14 protein-coding genes are annotated in these 18,065 nt (G+C 64.3%); 8 read left to right on the top strand and 6 right to left on the bottom strand.

Annotated features, from left to right (window positions below; all coding sequences use genetic code 11):
* Nucleotides 1–28: 28 nt before the first annotated feature.
* Nucleotides 29–2,494, top strand: coding sequence for a UvrD-helicase domain-containing protein (locus ASC83_RS09505; protein WP_056062118.1), 2,466 nt, complete (start codon nt 29–31; stop codon nt 2,492–2,494).
* A 167-nt stretch (nt 2,495–2,661) separates the two neighbouring features.
* On the opposite strand, the gene ASC83_RS09510 is transcribed toward ASC83_RS09505, so the two are convergent.
* The 5 genes from ASC83_RS09510 to ASC83_RS09530 all read right to left on the bottom strand — a co-directional run bounded on the left by ASC83_RS09510 (nt 2,662) and on the right by ASC83_RS09530 (nt 8,053).
* Complete coding sequence (locus tag ASC83_RS09510; protein WP_056061129.1) at nt 2,662–4,614, bottom strand: PhoX family phosphatase; 1,953 nt, start codon at nt 4,612–4,614, stop codon at nt 2,662–2,664.
* Between the two features lie 263 nt (nt 4,615–4,877).
* Nucleotides 4,878–5,669, bottom strand: coding sequence for a FecR domain-containing protein (locus ASC83_RS09515; RefSeq protein WP_056061132.1), 792 nt, complete (start codon nt 5,667–5,669; stop codon nt 4,878–4,880).
* Nucleotides 5,617–6,471 carry a BPSS1780 family membrane protein gene (locus ASC83_RS09520; protein WP_056061135.1) on the bottom strand — a complete coding sequence of 285 codons (855 nt, stop codon included), beginning with the start codon at nt 6,469–6,471 and terminating at the stop codon, nt 5,617–5,619. The genes ASC83_RS09515 and ASC83_RS09520 overlap by 53 nt, the downstream gene beginning before the upstream one ends.
* A 167-nt stretch (nt 6,472–6,638) precedes the next feature.
* Nucleotides 6,639–7,592: a homoserine kinase gene (locus ASC83_RS09525; RefSeq protein ID WP_056061136.1), complete on the bottom strand. Its 954-nt coding sequence runs from the start codon at nt 7,590–7,592 to the stop codon at nt 6,639–6,641.
* A 98-nt stretch (nt 7,593–7,690) separates the two neighbouring features.
* Nucleotides 7,691–8,053 (bottom strand): hypothetical protein, encoded by a 363-nt coding sequence (locus ASC83_RS09530; protein WP_056061139.1) that lies wholly within the window; start codon nt 8,051–8,053, stop codon nt 7,691–7,693.
* Between the two features lie 52 nt (nt 8,054–8,105).
* Here ASC83_RS09530 and polA point away from each other — a divergent pair, with 52 nt between their 5' ends.
* The 5 genes from polA (at nt 8,106) to ASC83_RS09550 (ending at nt 14,600) form a co-directional block, all read left to right on the top strand.
* Nucleotides 8,106–10,904: a DNA polymerase I gene (gene polA, locus ASC83_RS09535; protein ID WP_056061142.1), complete on the top strand. Its 2,799-nt coding sequence runs from the start codon at nt 8,106–8,108 to the stop codon at nt 10,902–10,904.
* 181 nt (nt 10,905–11,085) lie between these two features.
* On the top strand, nt 11,086–11,898 hold the full coding sequence (locus ASC83_RS23930; RefSeq protein ID WP_369816969.1) for a DUF6602 domain-containing protein: 813 nt from the start codon (nt 11,086–11,088) through the stop codon (nt 11,896–11,898).
* A gap of 127 nt (nt 11,899–12,025) precedes the next feature.
* Nucleotides 12,026–12,919 carry a glutathione-dependent disulfide-bond oxidoreductase gene (gene yghU / locus ASC83_RS09540; protein WP_056061143.1) on the top strand — a complete coding sequence of 298 codons (894 nt, stop codon included), beginning with the start codon at nt 12,026–12,028 and terminating at the stop codon, nt 12,917–12,919.
* 21 nt (nt 12,920–12,940) lie between these two features.
* The gene (locus ASC83_RS09545) at nt 12,941–13,573 is read left to right on the top strand and encodes a glutathione S-transferase family protein (RefSeq protein WP_056061147.1); all 633 of its coding nucleotides are present in this window, start codon (nt 12,941–12,943) and stop codon (nt 13,571–13,573) included.
* 97 nt (nt 13,574–13,670) lie between these two features.
* The gene (locus ASC83_RS09550; RefSeq protein WP_056061149.1) at nt 13,671–14,600 is read left to right on the top strand and encodes a LysR family transcriptional regulator; all 930 of its coding nucleotides are present in this window, start codon (nt 13,671–13,673) and stop codon (nt 14,598–14,600) included.
* Between the two features lie 63 nt (nt 14,601–14,663).
* On the opposite strand, the gene ASC83_RS09555 is transcribed toward ASC83_RS09550, so the two are convergent.
* Nucleotides 14,664–15,878, bottom strand: coding sequence for a D-amino acid dehydrogenase (locus tag ASC83_RS09555; protein ID WP_056061151.1), 1,215 nt, complete (start codon nt 15,876–15,878; stop codon nt 14,664–14,666).
* 359 nt (nt 15,879–16,237) lie between these two features.
* On the opposite strand from ASC83_RS09555, the gene ASC83_RS09560 reads away from it, so the two are divergent.
* Entirely contained in the window at nt 16,238–17,128 is an 891-nt protein-coding gene (locus ASC83_RS09560; protein ID WP_056061154.1) for an amino acid ABC transporter substrate-binding protein, read from the top strand.
* Between the two features lie 11 nt (nt 17,129–17,139).
* A complete protein-coding gene (locus tag ASC83_RS09565; RefSeq protein WP_056062120.1) occupies nt 17,140–17,952 on the top strand; it encodes an aspartate/glutamate racemase family protein in 813 nt (270 codons plus the stop codon).
* Nucleotides 17,953–18,065 lie beyond the last annotated feature (113 nt).

Raw genomic sequence — 18,065 nt, forward strand, 5'->3', positions numbered from 1 at the left:
GGGGCAGGGTGCTTTCTACAATGGCTGGATGTTCCCACAAGACCCGTTTTCGGGTGTGCCAGATGCCCTGGTGCCCCCACACTCCGGTGCGCCCTCGGCCGCATCCCCCCTTCTGGCCCACCTGAACGATGAACAACTGGCTGCGGTGACCTTGCCCGCAGGCCATGCGCTCATCCTGGCGGGGGCGGGGTCGGGCAAGACCCGGGTGCTGACCACCCGGATTGCCTGGCTGCTGCAAAACGGCTACGCCACGCCCGGCGGCATTCTGGCCGTCACATTCACTAACAAGGCTGCCAAGGAGATGGTGGCCCGCCTGTCGGCCATGCTGCCGGTCAACGTGCGTGGCATGTGGATTGGCACCTTCCATGGCCTGTGCAACCGGCTGCTGCGCGCGCACCACAAGGCAGCGGGGCTGCCGCAGTCGTTCCAGATCCTGGATACGCAAGACCAGCTCTCGGCCATCAAGCGCCTGTGCAAGCAGCACAACGTGGACGAGGAGCGCTTTCCTCCCAAGCAGCTGTCGTACTTCATCGCCAGCTGCAAAGAAGAGGGCATGCGTCCCGGCGACGTTCCCACGCACGACAGCGACGCCCGCAAGAAGGTCGAGGTCTACCAGCTGTACGAAGAGCAATGCCAGCGCGAAGGCGTGGTGGACTTCGGCGAGCTGATGCTGCGGTCTTACGAGCTGCTGCGCGACAACGACCCGATCCGCGAGCACTACCAGCGCCGGTTCCAGCACATCCTGGTCGATGAGTTCCAGGACACCAACAAGCTGCAGTACGCCTGGCTCAAGCAACTGGCGGGCAACGACGTGGGCGGGCGCTACGAGGCACGTGGCAGCGTGATCGCTGTGGGCGACGATGACCAGAGCATCTACGCCTTCCGTGGCGCGCGCGTGGGCAACATGACCGACTTTGTGCGCGAATTCGATGTGCAGCGCCAGATCAAGCTGGAGCAGAACTACCGCAGCTACAGCAACATCCTCGACTCGGCCAACCACCTCATCAGCCACAACAGCCGCCGCCTGGGCAAGAACCTCCGCACCACGCAGGGCGCGGGCGAGCCCGTGCGTGTGTACGAGGCCAGCTCCGACCTGGCCGAGGCGCAGTGGATGGTCGATGAGATCAAGCAACTGGTGCGCAACGACGGCTTTGAGCGCAAGGAAATCGCTGTGCTCTATCGCAGCAATGCGCAAAGCCGGGTGATCGAATCGGCATTGTTCAATGCCAGCGTGCCCTACCGTGTGTACGGCGGCCTGCGGTTTTTTGAGCGTGCCGAAATCAAGCACGCGCTGGCCTATCTGCGCCTGTTGGAGAACCCGCACGACGACACCAGCTTCACGCGGGTCGTCAACTTTCCGCCGCGTGGCATTGGCGCGCGCAGCATCGAGGTGCTGCAGGACGCGGCCCGCGCCGCAGGCTGCTCGTTGCACGACGCGGTGAGCGCCGTGCCCGGCAAGGCGGGGGCCAACCTGGGCGCGTTTGTGGCCATGGTGGATGTGCTGCGCGAGCAGACCCAGGGCCTGAACCTGCGCGGCATCATCGAGCAGATGCTCGAATCCACGGGGCTGGTGGAGCACTTTCGCACCGAGAAGGAAGGCGCCGATCGCATCGAGAACCTGGAGGAACTGGTCAACGCCGCCGAGAGCTTTGTCACGCAAGAGGGCTTTGGCCGTGACGCGGTGGCGCTGCCGCTGGACGAGCACGGCACGCCGCTCGCCCAAAGCGTGGTCAGCCAAGGGCTGGACCCGAACGCGCCCGTACTCGACGAGCCTTTGAAACCCGCTGTGCCCGGCATCGTGGACGCCGACACCGGCGAAACCCTCTCGCCCCTGGCCGCCTTCCTGACCCACGCCGCGCTCGAAGCCGGTGACAACCAGGCCCAAGCTGGGCAGGACGCTGTGCAGCTCATGACGGTGCACGCCAGCAAGGGGCTGGAGTTTGACTGCGTGTTCATCGGCGGCATGGAGGAGGGCCTGTTCCCCCACGAGAACTCCGCCAGCGACCGCGACGGCCTGGAGGAGGAGCGCCGTCTGATGTACGTGGCCATCACCCGCGCCCGCAAGCGCCTGTACCTGAGCCACTCGCAAACGCGCATGCTGCACGGGCAGACGCGCTACAACATCAAGAGCCGGTTTTTTGACGAGCTGCCCGAAGCGGCCCTCAAGTGGATCACGCCCAAGCAGCAGGGCTTTGGCTCGTATGCGCCCAGTTTTGCTACTAATTCAGGAGCTGGTGGCGCATATGGATCTGGCACTAGAGGCCAATTTGGCTTCAAATCCGAGACATTTGCCAGCCCCCCGGTGCCTGTGCAGAAGGCGGTGCCCTCGCATGGCCTGCGCGCGGGCATTGCCGTTTTTCACACCAAATTTGGCGAGGGCAAGGTGCTGGCCATTGAAGGCACCGGCGACGACGCACGTGCACAGGTCAACTTTCCGCGCCACGGCACCAAGTGGCTGGCGCTGTCGGTGGCCAAGCTGACGGTGGTTGAATAGCGCGTTTTGAGCCAGATCGCCTGCTAGCGCTAGTACCTTATGCCCTGGTAGCTATTGTTTGTATAGCAAACCGGGGCCGCCAATGACAACGGGGCCCTGAGGCCCCGTTGGTTTTTGAAGCGGGCCGCACCGGGTGCAGCCCTGTTGGCCCTTCGCTCAGGCTGAGTTCAGGCCTGGTTCAGGCTGGGCTGCTTGGCCGCTGCCGTCAGGTAGCCCACGGCCGCGCCGTTCTTGTTCTTGTAGTTGGCCTTGATCATCGGGTCCAGCGTGTCCTTGACCACGCTGTGGATGGCGCCCCAGTCACCGGCGTGCTGGAAGTTGCTCATGATGTACGTCCAGCCGTTGATCTCGTCCACGGCGTGCAGGCCGGTGGACTCGCCGCCCGAGGGGATCGACATCACGCGCGACAACTGCTTGGTGTCCACGTTGTAGGCCCACAGGAAGTTGTTGACGTGCTGGCTGCTGTCTTCGCCGATGAACAGGGTGCGCATCTTTTCGGAGAACTTGAGGTTGTCCGGGTTGGCGATGTTGTTGGGGTTGGCGGTGTTGCCCAGGGCGTCGGCGGTGATGTCCTCACCGGCCAGCAGCACCTTGGTGTCCACGGGCATCCATTCGCTGTTGATGGTGCCGCCAGCGGTGTCCTTCTGGCCACCCTTGAGGTTCAGCGCCATCACGGCGCCGGCCACCAGTTGCTTGGGCACCGAGATGCCGTTGCCCGGCACGTTGGCGGCATTGCCTGCCACCATGGACGACTGGATGTTCTGCAGCGCAGAGTAGGCAATCTTGTCCTTGGCGTTGACCGTGGTGCCTTCCATCTTGGTGAAGCCCAGGCTGGCGCCGAGGTAGGCGGCGTAGCGGTGGGTTTCCAGGAAGGCAGCGGCCTTTTCCATGCCGGGGTTCAGCTTGATCCACTCGGTCTTGCCGTTGGCCACGATCTTGGTGTAGCTGGCATCGGCCGGGTCGGTGGTCTTCACGGTCATGATGTCCGTGGGCTTGAGCGTGTTGGCCAGGTTCTCGATCTCGGCGCTGGTGGCCGAGCCCATCTTGATCCAGGTGAGGGGCGCCGCCGTGCCCACCTTGGGGTCGATGGAGAAGCCGCTGCCCACCTTGGCCACGTACAGCGTGCCGGACGACAGGTCTTTTTCCTTGTCGGCCACGAACACGAAGTAGCCGCTGTTGGTGGCGTCGTCGCCCATCAGCGCCGTGCGGTTGTCAGGCATCACCTGTACCAGCTCGTGCGAGATGCGGCCCATGCAGAAATGCTTCTTGATGCTGGCGGTGCCGTCGGGGTTCACCGTCACTTCGGGCATGTGGCCGTAGTGGTAGGGGTTGGCCTTGGTTTCGTCGCCATACAGGTTCTTGCTGTAGGCCTTGAACATGGCGTTGCTGGCGATGCTGAACGCATCGGGTTCGTACTCTTCGCTCGACAGGTGGGTGCCCCAGGGCGACAGGCTGGCGCCGCAGGTGATCCACAGGCCGTGCACCTTGGAGGTGTCCACGTTGTGGTACTTCACCAGGCTCAGCTTGCCGGTGGTCTGGTCCTGGTCCAGCGTCAGCACGGCGATGGGCGAGGGCAGCTTGCCGTACATGTCGGTCTTGCCGTCTTGCGCCCAGGTGGTGTATTCAAACTGCACCACGGCAAACACGGCCTTGCCTTTGAGGCCGGTCACGGTGGGGTTGGCCACGGTCAGCAGCGAGGTGCCGTCGGGCGAGTCCGAGAAGTACTGGCGCTCCTTGCCAGCCACCGTGGCGTCGATGATGGGCTTGTTGTTGATGTCGTAGTAGCCACCCGACAGGATGGTGCCGCCCTTGCCGTCGGACACCATGTCGCCCGTCACGAAGAACGGCTGGTAAGCCAGCTGGTACGAGCGCACCGAGTCGTCGCTGAGCTTGAGGTTGAGCGTGGAGCCCACGGTGGTGGTGGCCATGGCAGCGGCGTTGGCCAGGGTAGGGGCTGCCATCGACGTGAAGCTGGCCGACACATAGCCGGGCGCGGCGGAGTCGCTGCCACCGCAGGCGGTCAGCAGGGCGGCCGAGGCGCTGGCGCTGAGCGGCAGCATGGGAACGCCGGCCAGCAGTTGCAGGGCCTTGCGGCGGGTGGGCATCGTCGGTTGGGTCATTTTCGGGGTGTTTCCAAGTGGGTATGCGAACGGGCATGCCACGCCCTGATCCGACCGGGAGCCTTGTTGGAAAAGGCGTAGTAGGCGGGTGGCATGGAGTCCAGCCCGCGATCCTAGGAACGCCCCGTGACAGTGGTTTGACGTTTGTGTGACGGTTTGACGCGGTGCCTTGCGCACTGCGTAACGGCACCTCAAGGCGCGCCGCGCAGCCATTGCGGCGCGTGCGCTGCAGGGCAGTGCGGCTGAATACCGCCGAGCAGCGTTCAGTCCCGGGAGCCGGGCGGGCCGTAGGAGTTGCCGGTTCCGTAGTTGTTGGACGGTGCGGCCGCGCCGCCGCTGCCGTCCTTGATGCCCTTGCGGCCCGACACCTGCCACGCGGTGCGCTGGTTGACCAGCCCCGCCAAGAACTCCATCTCTTCGTCCGTGTGGTTGATGGCACCGGCCGGTGTCAGCAGCCGGCCATTGCGGGGCGCGGGCTCGGCCCAGAACGACTGGTGGTAGCTGGACTGGCTCACCAGGCGTTCGCCGCCCGCCATCAGCTCCACCGTGCCATAACAGTTGCAGAGGTAGCCGCGCTGGTCCTGGTCGGCAAATACCTCGGCATACACCCCTGTGCCGCGGATGCCCGCCGTGGCGGTGGGCAGCGCAATCTGCCGGTCGGGGCCGCGCCCCCACACCGTGGCCACCGCACCGCTGAGCAGGCGCAACAGCTTGACGGCCGTGGGGGTGTCGCTCTCCATCGCCATGCGTGAGTTCTGCCGCACCATGAAGGCGCTGTCACCCACCGAGAACACCAGGCTGGCGCCCGGCCCGGTTTCGATGCGGTCGTTGGCGGTGATGGTGTGCTGGGCCGTCAGGGGCTCGCCATTGCGCAGTACGTCGCCGCGCACCTCCACGATGTTGCTGCGCGCCTGGGCATGGGCGGCCACCCAGCCACCGCCTGCCACCCACAGCGCGGCAGCCTGCACCACGCTGCGCCGTTGGAACCAGACCAGCTCGTCGTCAGAGCGGCCTTGCAGGTGGTGCGCCGGGGGGGCTGGGGGGCGGGTTGTCATGGGGCGCCTCTTCTTGCTGGGGGGTGTAGGGGGGCTCGAAGCAGTCGCGGAATGTGAAGACCACCGAGGTGAAGAACATGGCCGCCATCATCATGGCAGCGCCTACCATGATGCCACCGGCCATCGATCCCGCAAGCCCCGCCACGGCCAGCAGGGCCGACACGATGCTGACCACCAGCCCGCCCAGCAGAAACACACCCAGCCAGCCCAGCCCGTAGACGAGGAACGCACCAAAGTTGCGCACGCAGGCCACGATGGAGAAGAACAGCGCCTTGACCGGCGGCACGCCATGCCAGTGCACGAGGCCCGGTGCATGCCAGAACAGCAGCGACAGCGGCAGGTACAGCAGCATCGACAGCCACATGGCGCGCTGGAAGTCCGGGTTCTCGGCAATCTCCCGGGTCATGGGCGCGCCACCCAGGTAAACCTGCGCAAACTGGCCGCCGTCCAGCAGGGCCGACAGGCCCATGATGCCGAGAAAAGCCACCGCATACAGCACACCCAATGTGAGCATGTCGCGCAGCCGCTCGCGCCCAGTGCGAAACGCCACCAGCAGCACCGTGGGCATCGGAAACCGCCCTTGCGATGCCTGCGCTGCCGCCACCATCATGGCCAGCGTGGCAGACGGCAGCAGTGCCAGTGCAATGGCCGGACCCACCAGCGGGATCATGGTGGCCAGCGACATGGCCGCCATGGTCATGAAGAACAGCGCAGCCAGCGCCATGGGCTGGCGCCAGAACGCCCGAACGCCGAGCTTGACCCAGGCCATGCCGGTGCGCGCGGGGACGATATGGAGTTTCATGAATACGTTGGAAAGGAGGAGGGGCCCGCACCGCCGACTGCGCCCCAGCGCCCATGGGGGGCACCTAGCGGCATCGGATGTCGAGGGGGCGAATGAGGTCGAATTTACCCCACTGCCCCAAACCGGTGGCGGGGCCAGGGGTTAGAGGCTGCTCGCCTGTGGTGGGATCAGCCCGCGTGTACGGGCAGGGCCAGGCGCCCGCGCAGCACGCGCTCGAAGTGCGTGGGGTCGTGCGGCTTTAGCATGGAGGCCTCGCGCGGCAGGTAGAAGTCCCACAGGCGTGAGATCCAGAACCGCAGCGCCCCTGCGCGCAGCATGGCGGGCAGCAACTCGCGCTCGGCGGCCGTCAGCGGACGCACGGCCTGGTAAGCGTCCAGCATGCGCGTGGCGCGCTCGGCATCGTGGGCGCCGGTGGGCAGGTCGATGCACCAGTCGTTCAGGCACACGGCCAGGTCAAACAGCCAGGTGTCCACCCCTGCAAAGTAGAAGTCGAAGAAGCCCGTCAGCTCTTCCCCCTCGAACATCACGTTGTCGCGGAACAGGTCGGCATGCACGGGCCCGCGCGGCAGGGCGGCATAGGCGGAGCTGGCGGCCACATGGTTCTGGTAGGCCAGCTCGGACCGCAGCAATGCGGCCTGTGCGTCGTCAATGTGGGGCAGCACCACCGGCACCGTCTCGTTCCACCAGGGCAGCCCGCGCAGGTTGGGCTGGTGGCGGTCAAAGTCGCGGCCCGCCAGGTGCATGCGGGCCAGCATGGTGCCCACGGCCGCGCAGTGCACGCCCTGCGGGGTCAGCTGGCTCTTGCCGCGCAGCTTGTTGACCACGGCGGCGGGTTTGCCACTCACGGTGTGCAGGATGTCGCCGTTCTTGTCAGCACGCGGGTCGGGCACGGGCACGCCGCCGTGCGCCAGGTGCTTCATCAGGTACAGGTAGAAAGGCAGCTGCTCGGCCGTGAGGCGCTCGAACAGTGTCAGCACGAACTCGCCCTGGTCGCTGGTCAGAAAGTAGTTGGTGTTCTCGATGCCGCCCTCAATGCCGCGCAGCTCCACCAGCTCGCCCAGTTGCAAACGGCGCAGCAACTCGCGCGCCTCGGGATTGGAGACTTCGGTAAAAACGGCCATCGCTCAGGGGGTCGAAGAAAAGAGAAGGGGAAGGGGCGGGACAACGGGCGGGGCTTAACCGGTGGCAACGCAGTGCATGCGCGCCACCCTGCCACCCATCAGAACTTGAACACGTTCCAGACGCGGGGCGCCGTGGTGGTTTCGGCGCCATTGTTGCCACCGGCGCGGCTGCGCGCGCCATCAGGCGACTGCACTTCGTAGGCGGGCAGGTTGCCGGTCTTGGGCTGCACCGAGATGTTCTGGGTTTGCCCGCCGACCCGCAGCTCGTCCACACGGCTGCCTGCGTCTTCGATCTGGATGCGCTCCGTGCGCTGGTTGGTGCGGCCTGACAGGGGCTCGGGGTCGGGCAGCGCCTCGCGCTGGGTGCCCGCAGCGGCGGGTGCAGGGGATGGAGATGGGGTTTGGGCCAAGGCATTGCCGCAGGCCATGCCCAGCAGCAGGAGAAGGTGAACAGCGCGCATCGGGCGATTGTAGAGCGCCGCCCGGCGGGCGCTGCCCGTGCACAATTGCCGGATGAGCAACAAAAAGACCCTGGTGCTGGTGGACGGCTCCAGCTACCTCTACCGCGCCTTCCACGCCATGCCCGACCTGCGGGCTGCGCCGGGCGACCCCACAAGCCCTGCCACCGGTGCCATTCGCGGCATGATCAACATGATGCAGGCCCTGCGCAAAGAGGTGGTGGCCGACTACGCTGTGTGCGTGTTCGACGCATCGGGCCCCACCTTCCGCGATGCCTTGTACACCGAGTACAAGGCCACGCGCTCGCCCATGCCCGACGACCTGCGCAGCCAGATCGAGCCCATCCATGAGGTGGTGGACCTGCTGGGCTGGAAGGTGGTGGCCGTGCCCGGCGTGGAGGCCGACGACGTGATCGCCACCTTGGCCCACGTGGCGGCCGCACAGGGCATTGAGGTCATCGTGTCCAGCGGCGACAAGGATTTGAGCCAGCTGGTCAACGAGCACATTACGATCATCGACACCATGAGCGGCAAGCGCCGCGATGTGGCGGGCGTGACAGCAGAGTTTGGCGTGCCACCCACGCTGATGGTGGACTACCAGGCGCTGGTGGGCGACACCGTGGACAACGTGCCCGGCGTGACCAAAGTGGGCCCCAAAACGGCCGCCAAGTGGCTGGAAGAATATGGTTCGCTCGACAACCTGATCGCCAACGCCGACGCCATCAAGGGCGTGGCGGGCAACAACCTGCGCGAGGCGATTGCCAGCGGCCAGCTGGCCTTGAGCCGCCAGCTGGTCACCATGAAGACCGACTGCGCGCTGGCCGACTACATCCCCGGGTTGCCCGCGTTTGATGACATCACGCTGGACACGCCGGACAACGCCGGCCTGCTGCCGTTTTACGAAAAGTATGGCTTTAAGGGCCTGGCCAGTGCGATCAAGGGTGCTGCAGCCCCGGCCACAGCAGCCCCCACCGTCGCCATGCCCGGCCAGAGCGGCGATCTGTTTGCCGACCACTCCGCCAGCACCGTGGCCGAAGAAGCCCAGCACCGCACCGTGGTGTACGACACCATCCTGAACTGGGCGGACTTCGACCAGTGGCTGGAGCGCCTGCACAAAGCCCCACTCACCGCCATCGACACCGAAACCGACTCCCTCGACGAAATGCGCGCGCAAATCGTCGGCATCAGTTTCAGCGTGCAGCCCGGCGAGGCCGCCTACATCCCCCTGCGGCACGAAGGCCCCGACGCGCCCGCGCAACTGCCGTTGGATGAAGTGCTTGCCCGCCTCAAGCCTTGGCTGGAAGACCCCAAGCACCACAAGCTGGGCCAGCACATCAAATACGACCGCCATGTGTTCGCCAACCACGGCATCGAGGTGCAGGGCTACACACACGACACCATGCTGCAAAGCTACGTGCTCGAAGTGCACAAGCCCCACAACCTGACCAGCCTGGCCGAGCGCCACACGGGCCGCAAAGGCATCACCTACGAAGACCTGTGCGGCAAAGGCGCGCACCAGATTCCGTTTGCGCAAGTGCCGGTGGACAAGGCCGCTGCCTATTCGTGCGAAGACTCGGACCAGACCCTGGACGTGCACAACGCCCTGTGGCCGCTGCTGCAGGCAGACGACAAACTGCGCTTCATCTACGAGCTGGAGATTGCCAGCAGCGAAGCCCTGTACCGCATCGAACGCAACGGCGTGCTGATTGACGCGCCCACGCTGGCCGCCCAAAGTCACGAACTGGGCCAGCGCATCTTGCAGCTCGAAACCGAGGCGTACGAGATTGCAGGCCAGCCCTTCAACCTGAGCAGCCCCAAGCAGCTGGGCGAAATCTTCTTCGACAAGCTGGGCATGCCCGTGGTGAAGAAGACCGCCACCGGCGCCCGCAGCACCGACGAAGAAGTGCTGGAAAAGCTGGCCGAGGACTACCCCCTGCCCGCCAAACTGCTGGAGCACCGGGGCCTCGTCAAGCTCAAAGGCACCTATACCGACAAGCTGGCCCAGCTGGCGCTGCCACGCACAGGCCGCGTCCACACGCACTACGCGCAGGCCGTGGCTGTGACTGGGCGCTTGTCCAGCAACGACCCCAACCTGCAGAACATCCCCATCCGCACCCCCGAAGGTCGCCGCGTGCGCGAGGCCTTTGTGGCCCCCGCAGGTCGAGTCATTGCGAGTGCCGACTACTCGCAGATCGAGCTGCGCATCATGGCCCACCTGAGCGGCGACCACTCGCTGCTGCACGCCTTCCACGCCGGGCTGGACGTGCATCGCGCCACCGCTGCCGAAGTGTTTGGGGTGGAGGTGGATCAGGTCACCAGCGAGCAACGCCGCTATGCCAAGGTCATCAACTTTGGCCTTATCTACGGCATGAGCAGCTTTGGCCTGGCCAAGAACCTGGGTATAGAAACCAAGGCCGCCGCCGCGTACATCGACAAATACTTCCAGCGCTACCCCGGCGTGAAGCAGTACATGGACGACACCAAGGCCGCTGCCAAATCCATGGGCTATGTCGAAACCGTGTTTGGCCGCCGCCTGTACCTGCCCGAGATCAATTCCCCCAACGGCCCCCGCCGCGCTGGGGCCGAGCGTGCGGCCATCAACGCGCCCATGCAGGGGACGGCGGCGGACCTCATCAAGCTGGCCATGGTGTCCGTGCAGAAGGAGCTGGATGCGCACAAGCCGGGCATCCAAATGATCATGCAGGTGCACGACGAACTGGTGTTCGAGCTGCCCGAGAGCGAGGTGGACTGGCTCAAGACCCACATCCCGCGCCTGATGGCGGAAGTGGCGGCGCTGAAGGTGCCGTTATTGGCAGAGGTGGGGGTGGGGCCGAACTGGGATAAGGCGCATTGAGATTGTGAGACTCAAGCGCCATAGATCGATCATCTTGATAGCAAGATTAGTTATTTAGTTTTTGACGACCACTCCATGCCTACGATTACTGATCTACACAAGGTTTATCTTCGGCAGTTGGAGTTGGTTCTAGCTGAATCAGATCTGTTGTTGCAGAAGGAGGGGGGGGCTAGATGGTGAGCTGAAGACTAGTGGCTCTCTGTGCGAACAGTTCCTGCGTCAAACATTTTCCAAATATGTTGTTCCTGGGCAGTTTCGTGTGACCAGCGGATACATTGCTACCCCGGAGCTGCTTGCAGAAAAGAAGAATCTTCCACAGTGCGATTTGTTGATTGCGGACAACCACATTCCACCGCTACTGCAATTGTCTAGTTCAACAATAGAAGTGCTTCCGATCGAGGCAACTATTGGATTGATTGAGGCAAAACGCACACTCACTAAAAAGACTCTCGCGGATGCCCTTGATCATTTGGCCAAAGTTATTGATTCAACTGGCCGTGCTTCGACGTTGAAGACTGACAGGGAACTCAATAGATACAACAAGTACGTCGGATTTGACAATAGCTCGAGTGATAAGCCGCTTATCGGTGTTGTGGGTCTTAACTCTGGTTTCAGTAATTTCGGACGCGAAGTTTCCGAACTGATCGTTGAAAAGCAGAGCTTGGTGGATTTCGTCTGGACACTTGATGGATTCGCTTTGGTTCCGTCCTTCCAGACTGCAGCCGATACGCTCCTGCATTACACACATACGGCTAGACCGGAGACCAAGACTTGGACACATCTCATAGAGGCTGACTTCAGTACTGCCAATTCCACCTTTTATCGAAGCTTTTCCGGCAAGCCGATTTGGATGTCATTGGAACCGGGTGGAGACCAGAGTCGAGAGACAGTTTTTGCTAAGGTTATTGGGCTTGTGTCACTGACAATTTCGAGAATCGCTCCTGGAAGCATGGCAGAGAGGCAGGTCTCTGACTACTACTTGAGTGCCCGATGAAGTCGCGGACAAACGTCTTGTTTGGCCATTCACCCTGGGCCAGCGCAGAACAAGCAGCATCGCTAAACTAATTTGGTAATGGCTGGCGAGTCCGTTCGCTAGCCTCCCCCTCATTGTTTGGAGTCCCATGTCCACCCCCTACACCCCCCCCGCCATCTGGCAGTGGAACAAAGAAAACGGCGGCCAGTTCGCCAGCATCAACCGGCCCATTGCCGGCGCCACGCACGACAAGGAACTGCCCGTAGGCCGTCACCCGCTGCAGCTGTATTCGCTGGGCACGCCCAATGGCGTGAAGGTGACGGTGATGCTGGAAGAGCTGCTGGCGCTGGGCCACAGCGGGGCGGAGTACGACGCGTGGCTGATCCGCATCAATGAGGGTGAGCAGTTTGGCAGCGGGTTCGTGTCTGTGAACCCTAATTCCAAGATCCCCGCGCTGCTGGACCGCACCGACCCGGCCAACCCGGTGCGGGTGTTTGAGTCCGGCGCCATCCTGATGTACCTGGCCGAGAAGTTCGGCAGCGCCTTCTTGCCCAAAGACGGCGCGGCCCGCGCCGAGTGCCTGTCATGGCTGTTCTGGCAGATGGGCAGTGCACCTTTCGTGGGCGGCGGGTTTGGTCATTTTTATGCCTATGCCCCGGTCAAGATCGAGTACGCGATTGACCGCTACGCGATGGAGGCCAAGCGCCAGCTGGATGTGCTGAACCAGCGCCTGGCCGTGACCGAGTACGTGGCGGGCGATGAATACACGGTGGCTGACATTGCGATTTGGCCCTGGTATGGCTTGCTGGTGAAAGGGCAGGCCTACAACGCAGGCGAGTTTTTGCAGGTGCACGAATACACGCATGTGGTGCGCTGGGCCGAACAGGTGGCCAAGCGCCCGGCAGTGCAGCGGGGGCGCAAGGTGAACCGCGTGCAGGGTGATCTGGCCAGCCAGTTGCGCGAGCGGCATGACGCGAGCGACTTTGACACCAAGACGCAGGACAAGATCGAGGCGGCGGCAGCTTCTTTACCCGCACGTTGAGTGTTTTTGCAAGGCGTCTCCATGATCACCCTATACGACTGTTCCACCGCCCCCAGCCCGCGCCGGGCGCGCATCCTGCTGGCAGAAAAGGGTGTGGCCCACGACACCGTGCAGGTGGACCTGCGCAATGGCGAGCAACTGGGCGATGCCTACCGCCAGATCAACCCGCAGTGCACGGTGCCCGCGCTGCGCACCGAAGAGGGTTTGCTGCTGACCGACAACGCGGCCATCACCGCGTATGTCGAGGCGCGCTACCCGCAGCCTGCATTGCTGGGCGAAACGCCTGCAGAAAAGGCCGAGATTGCCAGCTGGAACTGGCGCATGGAGTTCGAGGGCCTGTTGGCCATTGCCGAGGCGTTGCGCAACAGCGCACCCGCCATGGCCAACCGGGCCTTGCCCGGCGCGGTGGACTACCCGCAAATCCCGGCCCTGGCCGAGCGTGGGTTGGTGCGTGTGGGGCAGTTCTTTCAGCTGCTCAATGAGCGCCTGGCGGGCCGCGAATTCATTGCCACTGACCGCTTCAGCGTGGCCGACATCACGGCGGTGGTGGCGGTGGACTTTGCGCGTGTGGTCAAGCACAAGCCCGGCGAGCAGCACCCGCACTTGCTGCGCTGGCGTGCGGCCATGGCGCTGCGGCCGTCGATGTCGCTTTAGCTGCAAGCGCGTGCGAGGCGCGCGGTTTGAGTGCGCGATTTCGCAATGGGTACATGCAAGGATTGCGCTTGCGGCCCATTCCTTGCATCGTCAGCATATGCGCCTTCGCCACATAGAAGTCTTCAACGCCGTCATGCTCACCGGCAGCGTGAGCGCGGCGGCCCGCCTCATCAACGTCACGCAGCCTGCGGTCAGCCGCATCCTGGCGCATGCTGAATTGCAGCTGGGCTTTCCGTTGTTCCACCGGCTCAAGGGCAAGCTGGTACCCACCACCGAGGCACAGACCCTGTACCCGCACATCGAGCGCCTGTTCACCCAGCTCGATGATGTGCAGCGCCTGGCCAACAGCCTCAAGAGCGACCGGCGTGAGGGTGAGTTGCATATCCTGAGCGTGCTGGCGCTGAGCTACGAGGTGCTGCCGCGTGCGTTGCGTTTTTTCAGGAAAAAGCACCCGGATGTGCAGGTGACCATCGACGCGCTGCACTCGCCCCAGATCGTCTCGGCCCTGGTGCTGCAGGAGGCGGATGTGGGCTTTGTGTTCAGCGCCATCGCCCACCCCGCGCTCACGCAGGAGCATCTGGCCGATGGGCGCATGGTGTGTGTGGCTCCCAAGGGCATGCTGGGTGCTGTGCTGGTGGCGGCCGGTGTGGTGCATCTGGCCGACCTGGCAGACACGCCGGTGGTGCGGCTGGATGTGCGCGACCCCATCGGCACGGTGGTCAACCACGCGTGCCGCGAGGCGGGCGTGGGCCTGCAGACGGCGTTCACGGTGCAGACCTACCATGCGGCGCTGGCGCTGGCGCACCATGGTCACGCGGTGGCGCTGGTGGACGCCTGCACAGCGGCATCGGCCGACCGCAGCAAGGTGGATGTACTGGCGCTGGCGCCGCACATTGCCGTGCCCATCAAGTCGCTGCGCACCGTCAACCGCCCCAGCTCACTGCTGGCCAGTGCCATGACGCAATGCATGCGCCAGGCGGTGGCAGAGACGCTGGAAGCGGTGGGCCTGCAGCCCGAGGTGGAGTGAACGCGCCACCTGCCGAGGCGGGTGGTGCCTTGTGCGGCTGCGGAGCGTGGGAGTGCGGGAGAGTCAGGCGGGTGCCAGCAGCTCGGCCACCTGCGCCGCCGTGCCAAACGCCAGCGTGAACCCCAAAGAGCCATGGCCTGTGTTGAGCAGCAAGTTGTCCGGTGCCCCCACCCAACTGCCCACCACCGGCAGCCCGGTGGGCGTGGCGGGGCGCATGCCGGTCCAGGCATGCAGCTCTCCGCCTTGATGGCAGGTTGGGAAAACGGCGCGGGTGGCATCGCACAGGCCCTGGATGCGCGCGGCAGGTATGCGTGCATCGTGCCCCACCAGTTCGGCCATGCCCGCCACCCGCAGTCGCTGGCCGATGCGCGCAAACACCACCTTGCGTGCAGCATCGGTCACATTGATGCGAGGCGCTGCCGATGGTGTGGGGGTGGTATCGAGCGTGATGCTGTAGCCCTTTAGAGGGTATACCGGCAAGCGCAACCCCAGCGTCTGCGCCGCCTGTTGGCTGCGGCTGCCCAGGGCCAGCACAAACTGCTGCGACTCGATGGCTCCTGCACTGGTCTGCACCGCAGCAATGCGGGATCCCTCGCGCACAAAGCCTTGGACCGTGGCGCCCAGCATGAAGCGCACCCCCCGTGCGGCCAGCACGGCCTGCAAGCCTTGGCAGACCTGGAGGCAGTCGGCAGCGCATTCACTGGGGGTGTAGATGGCCCCGGCAATGCGCGGGTGGTAGTGCTGCAGCGCTGGCTCAAGCTCCACGCAACGCTGGGCCGAAACCGCCTGCTGTTCGCTGCCCCACTGGCGCTGCAGGTCCATCTGGCGTTGGGCAGCGGCCAGGCCGGCTGCGGTGTCGTACAGCACCAGCTTGCCGGTGCTGGAGAAATTGCAGTCCAGAGACTCTGCCTGCAGCATGGTTTCCAGATGATGGCGGCTCAGGGCGGCCAGGGCCAGTAGCTGTGCGGTGCTGCGTTCGGAAGTCTGCCGGTTGCAGGCGCGCAGAAACTCCAGCCCCCAGCGCCACTGGTGGGTATCCCACTGCAGGCGCAGCTTGAGTGGGGAGGTGGGTGAGAGCAGCAACCGTGGCAGCTGCCGCCAGATGCTGGCGTCCGCCAGCGGTTGTACATAGCTGTAGCTCAGTTGCGCGCCATTACCACCGCTGGCGCCCGTGCCGGGCTGCGCCTGGTCGATGACCGTGACCTGCAGGCCGCGCTGTCGAAGTTCATACGCCGTGGCCAGGCCGACGATGCCTGCGCCCAATACACATACCTGCATCGGAGAGAGTGAAACGGTTGGAGGAGATGACAACGAATGTAGGCGGCAGTGCACCTGCTGAACAATGCCAAAGCAGTGCCTTGCCATGCCAGGAAGTTATGCACTGGTCAGCGCCTGGTGTTTTCAGGATGGGCCGCCGGGAGAGGGGTGGGGGCACCGGGATGCAAGGGCCGCAAAGAAGGCAGGACGATCCACGATGGTGCGCGGAGGTGCACCGAAACAGAGCCATAACTTTTCATCATGGTGGACCCGCGCAAATGAATTGTTCAAGACGGCCGCAAATTTTTACAGTGCCCCTGCATCTTGCTTTCTCGTCTGTCCGACTGTCTGTTCACCTGATTTTTTGCAAAGGGATTCCCATGAAGCTCTCCGCTGTCACCGCTGCTGTCCTCGTGGTCGCCGGTGTGCTGGCCAGTACCGTGGCCAGTGCCGACACCCTCAAGAAGATTGCCGACTCCGGCAAGATCACGCTGGCCTACCGCGAGTCGTCGGTGCCCTTCAGTTATCTGGCAGGCCCGGGCAACCCGGTGGGCATGTCGGTGGACATCTCCAACGCCGTGGTCGATGCGGTGAAGAAACGGTTGAACAACCCTGCCATCAAGGTGGAGCTGCAGGCCGTGACTTCGCAAAACCGCATTCCGCTGCTGACCAACGGCACCGTGGACCTCGAGTGCGGATCGACCACCAACAACACGGCGCGCGGCAAGGATGTGCAATTTGCCATCAACTATTTCTACACCGGCACCCGGCTACTGACCAAGAAGGCCTCGGGCGTCAAGAACTACGCCGACCTCGCCAAGAAAAAGGTGGCCAGCACGTCGGGCACCACCAACGCGCAGGTGATCCGCAAGTACAACCGCGACAATAACCTGGACATGGATATCGTGCTGGGCAAGGACCACGAGGACTCGCTGCTGCTGGTGGACACCGGCCGTGCAGAGGCCTTCGCCATGGACGACATCCTGCTGTTTGGATTGATGGGCAACACGCGCAACCCGGCCGACTGGGTGGTGGTGGGCGACTCGCTGCAGGTCGAACCCTATGCCTGCATGCTGCGCAAGGACGACCCGCAGTTCCAGACGCTGGTCAACGGCGTGATCGGCGGGATGATGAAGTCGGGCGAGTTCGACAAGCTCTACACCAAGTGGTTCATGTCGCCAGTGCCCCCGCGCGGCCAGAACCTCAACCTGCCCATGAGCAAGGAGCTGCGCGACAACCTGGTGGCCCAGAGCGACAAGCCTGCGCTGTGATGGGTGTGAGCATGTTGCCGTCCACCCCGCACCCTCCGGCCCCGCAGGTGGTGGGTATTCTGGGGGGCATGGGGCCTGCTGCGGGTGCCGACTTTGTGCGCCTGTTTGTGCAGGCCTGCACTGACCGCATGGCGGCGCTGGGCATCCCTGTGCACGACCAGGCTTACCCTGAGCATTGGCTGGCGCAGGTGCCCATTCCCGACCGCACGGCGGCCTTGCACGACACCCGCCCCGGGGCCCACCAGCCTGCAGACCCGATGCTGCAGGCCACGGGCCGCCTGGCGGCCCTGGGCGCGCGCGTGGTGGCCATTGCCTGCAACACGGCGCATGCCTGGCATGGCCTGCTGCAGCAGCGCTTTCCGCAGTTGATGGTGCTGCATGGTGTGCAAGAGGTCGCTGCAGACCTGGCGCTGCACAAGGTGCATGGCGTGGGTCTGCTGGCCACGCGGGGTGCCTACGAGGCGGGTCTGTACCAGCGCGAACTGGAGCACCGCGACATCGACTGCTTTGTGCCCGAACCCCGTGAGCGCGATCAGCTGATGCAGGGCATCTACGACGGCGTGAAGGCCGGCAACTACGCGCTGGCCCGCCAGCGGTTCGAGTCCGTGTCGCTGGTGCTGCAGCAGCGCTATGGGGTCTCCACGCTCATCATGGGCTGCACAGAAATTCCACTCGCACTGTCAGAGCACCCCCGGCTGGAGGGGCTGACGCTGGTCAACCCGTCCATGGTGCTGGCGGCTGCCTTGGCGCGGCATGCGTACGGAAACACGGGCATGGAAGCCCCGCCCCCCACTGCGCCTTCAGCTTCGCGGGCTGCGGTATAGCGCTGTAGAGCCCTCGTGCCGCTGCGCCCCGGTACGCCAGCCAGCGCACAGGCCATTGCCCAGGCGGCATCACGAAAACTTCGAAGAGGCAAGCCATGACATGTGAAGCGAAC

Origin of the sequence: Acidovorax sp. Root402 (genome assembly GCF_001425125.1) — a bacterium.
GTDB classification, from domain to species: domain Bacteria; phylum Pseudomonadota; class Gammaproteobacteria; order Burkholderiales; family Burkholderiaceae_C; genus Acidovorax; species Acidovorax delafieldii.